The sequence below is a fragment of the Frankia canadensis genome (assembly GCF_900197875.1).
Taxonomy (GTDB): Bacteria; Actinomycetota; Actinomycetes; order Frankiales; family Frankiaceae; genus Frankia; species Frankia canadensis.
Genome location: NZ_FZMO01000375.1, coordinates 1 through 2,252 on the forward strand (window position 1 = coordinate 1; position 2,252 = coordinate 2,252).

Annotated in this window: 3 protein-coding genes; 1 reads left to right on the plus strand and 2 read right to left on the minus strand. The window is 70.2% G+C overall.

The features are described 5' to 3' along the window. A partial coding sequence (locus tag C1A33_RS23975; protein WP_101833597.1) for a 3' terminal RNA ribose 2'-O-methyltransferase Hen1 occupies positions 1-750 on the minus strand: 750 nt, incomplete at its 3' end. 57 nt (positions 751-807) lie between these two features. Further along, positions 808-1,185: a winged helix-turn-helix transcriptional regulator gene (locus C1A33_RS23980; RefSeq protein ID WP_101833595.1), complete on the minus strand. Its 378-nt coding sequence runs from the start codon at positions 1,183-1,185 to the stop codon at positions 808-810. A gap of 111 nt (positions 1,186-1,296) precedes the next feature. Between C1A33_RS23980 and C1A33_RS23985 the strand changes: the two genes are divergently transcribed. Next, a complete protein-coding gene (locus tag C1A33_RS23985; protein ID WP_101833596.1) occupies positions 1,297-2,142 on the plus strand; it encodes an NAD(P)H-binding protein in 846 nt (281 codons plus the stop codon). The last annotated feature ends 110 nt before the right edge of the window (positions 2,143-2,252 follow it).

A 2,252-nucleotide genomic window follows, 5' to 3' on the forward strand; every position in this document is an offset into this window, starting at 1 on the left:
TGATGAACGCGGCTCGCGGGCCGCTTCTGGATGCCCTGGCCACGGCCGCACCCGGTGGGCGAGGTAGCGCCGGGCGATCAGGTGCCGCTCCGGGTGTTCCGGCAGCCACCGGGCTCCTTCGCGGACCAGTTTGTCGACCTCGTCGCGGCCGACGAAGTAGTGCTTGCCGTCGTCGAGCACCGGAAGCAGGACGTAGACCTGCGTCAACGCGTCGGCGAGGCGGGCGGTGCCGGTGAGCGTCACGTCATGGTGCGGGGCCACGCCCCATTCGGGGAAGCGGTCGTCGAGGGGCACGGATTCCGCCCGCACCGCCCAGCCCAGCGGGGCGAACAGGCGCTCGACGAGCGCCGCGCCACCACCCCGGCACGGCAGCGCGGCGATGCGGATCTCCAGCGGGATGGGGGTGGCGGCCAGCTCCGGACGGGATTTGCAGATGCCCGCCATCGCCGTCGAGAACACCGCCGCCATCGCGACGGCAAGCAGGCTCGACGCCGCATAGGGCCGATCGTCGACGTAGTGCGCCCCCTGGCCCTGGCCGCCTTCCCCTTTCCCGCGCCCGCCGCGGACCAGGCCGATCGGGTCGATGTCGAGCAGCAGTGCCGCCGTCGCGCGCTCCTCGGTGGCCTCCGGATAGAAGACGTGCGCCACCCCGGCCGCCGTATCGAACCGCTGTGCCCGCTCGGGATGCTTGTGCAACAGATACCCAAGATCGGTCGCGGGACGCAGGGATGTTGACACGGTCAGTAGCACGCGCCCATCGTGTCAGACATACCGCAGGATGGCTTCCGATTTATCGGCGGATCTGGTTCATCGGGGGGCTCGGGCGTCGTAGTCGTGCCTGGCCCGCTCGACGCTGCCGAGGTTGGCGCTGGCCCAGGTCGCCAGGTGCGCGAAAAGGGGCGCGAGGCTGCGGCCGAGGTCGCTGATCTCGTACTCGACCCGGGGCGGCACCTCGGGATGGTAGGTGCGCGTGATCAGGCCGTCCCGCTCGAGTTGGCGCAGCCGCTGGGTCAGCACCTTCGGCGTGACCGTGGCTATCCGCCGCTCCAGCTCGACGAAACGCTGCCGACCGAACTCGTTCAGGGTCCAGAGGATCGGCGTGGTCCATCGGCTGAACACGATGTCGACGACCGGGCTGATCGGGCAGGCGACCTCGGCGGCGCCCGGCGTGCCAGTGGTCTGCATCCCTCGAGGATAGCCACTTTCTCCTAGGTACCTACTATCCCGCCGATGTTAGCGTCGCGTCGTTCCGGCCACGAGGCCGCAAAAATCGAAGACCTGATAGGAGCAATCCAGATGATCGTGGTGACAGGGGCGACCGGAAACGTGGGCCGACCGCTGGTCGAAGCACTCGCAGCAGCAGGTTCCACGGTGACGGCGGTGTCCCGCCGCAGTGCCGCGCAGGCCGCACCCGATGGAGTGCGGACGATCGCGGCGGACCTGACGTCACCGGACGCACTGCGGCCGGCTTTCGACGGCGCCGAGGCGCTGTTCCTCCACGACGGCGGCGCCAGCGCCGAGACGCTGCGGCCCGGCGAGATTCTCGACCTCGCCAAGGCCGGGGGAATCACCAGGGTCGTGGTGCTGTCGTCCCAGGGGGTCCGCACCCGCCCGGACTCCCATTCCCACGGCGTGCTGATGCGATCGCTGGAGGACGCGGTGCGGCAGTCGGGTCTGGACTGGACGATTCTGCGCCCGGGTGGATTCAACTCCAACATGTTCGCCTGGGCGGATTCCATCCGAACCCGTCGGACGGTCGTCGCTCCGTTCGGCGACGTCGCCATGCCGACAATCGATCCCGCCGACATCGCCAACGTCGCGGCCGCCGCCCTGCGCGAGGACGGCCACGCCGGGCGGATCCACGAGCTGACCGGGCCCGCCCTCACCACGCCCCGCCAGCGCGCGGCCCTCATCGCCGACGCCCTCGGCGAACCCATCTCCTTCATCGAGCAGCCCCCCGAGGAGGCCCGCGCGCAGATGCTGCACTTCATGCCCGCGTGGGCGGTCGACACGACCCTCGCCGTCCTCGGCGAGCCCACCCCGGACGAACAACAGATCAGCCCCGCCGTCGAACAGATCCTCGGCCGCCCGCCGCGCACCTTCGACGCCTGGGTGACCCGCCACGTTCCCGCCTTTCGGTAGGACCCGTTGCACCGCGGTGATCGATAGCGTTCATCACCTATGCCGCCTCGCCTCTCGGCGAGGCACCCCCGGTCTGACCGGCCGTGGCCGTGCCGGGTTCCCGCTTCCCA

What these genes read in the sequence shown, in the direction of transcription:
- C1A33_RS23980 (WP_101833595.1), bottom strand. Translation starts at nt 1,185, where the DNA reads ATGCAGACCACTGGCACGCCGGGCGCCGCCGAGGTCGCCTGCCCGATC.
- C1A33_RS23985 (WP_101833596.1), top strand. Translation starts at nt 1,297, where the DNA reads ATGATCGTGGTGACAGGGGCGACCGGAAACGTGGGCCGACCGCTGGTC.